This is a genomic window from Oleiphilus sp. HI0061 (assembly GCF_001635675.1).
Genome location: NZ_LWFE01001336.1, coordinates 1 through 678, shown reverse-complemented (window position 1 = coordinate 678; position 678 = coordinate 1). Strand labels below are relative to the sequence as shown.

Here is a 678-nt window from a genome sequence, read left to right as displayed (position 1 = left end):
CCTCGTCCCAGCTGCGTCCGCGCAGCCAAGGTATCTGCAGCCAAACGTAAATCGTGCGGCCGCGTAATTTTGATATTGTCATCTGAGCCTTCAACTAGGCAGGGCGCCCCACCCATATGCTCTATTGCTGACGACTCATCGGTCACCGTCAGCCCAAGCCGCTGACATTCACTTAGGGCATGGCGCAGCTCGGCAAAACGAAAGACTTGTGGTGTAAATGCTCGCCAAAGTTTGTCCCGATCCGAAGTACCCTCAATCGCCCTTCCATCTTGTGATACCTTAATCGTATCAACAACGCGAGACGCCAGAATAGCACCGCCCTCTGAACCGTCCCAGGCGTCAACATGTTCAATCAAGTTATCTATATCTTCTCGACTTAAACAGGGCCGCGCAGCGTCATGCACCCACACCCAATCTTGCTCATCGGCAATACCTACCAAAGCATCAAGACCATTTAAAACAGTATTGAAGCGTTCACTACCACCCTTATACTGAATCACTCGAGCATCTTGAGCCAAACTATCGCTATCAAAATAGTCATCAGCCTCGGAAATACCTATATGCACCTGAGTAAAGCGAGGGTGGTCAAGGAAGGCTTTGGCACTCAGATAAAGAACACTGCTTGAACCAAGCTGAAGATATTGTTTAGGGATGTCACTTTGCATTCTGCTGCCAACA

At 49.6% G+C, this 678-nt stretch carries 1 protein-coding gene; it reads right to left on the bottom strand.

All coding sequences use genetic code 11. From position 1 onward, the window contains the following. The coding region (ispD, locus tag A3735_RS21140) for a 2-C-methyl-D-erythritol 4-phosphate cytidylyltransferase (protein ID WP_082885959.1) at positions 1–665 on the bottom strand (665 nt) is incomplete at its 3' end. Positions 666–678 lie beyond the last annotated feature (13 nt).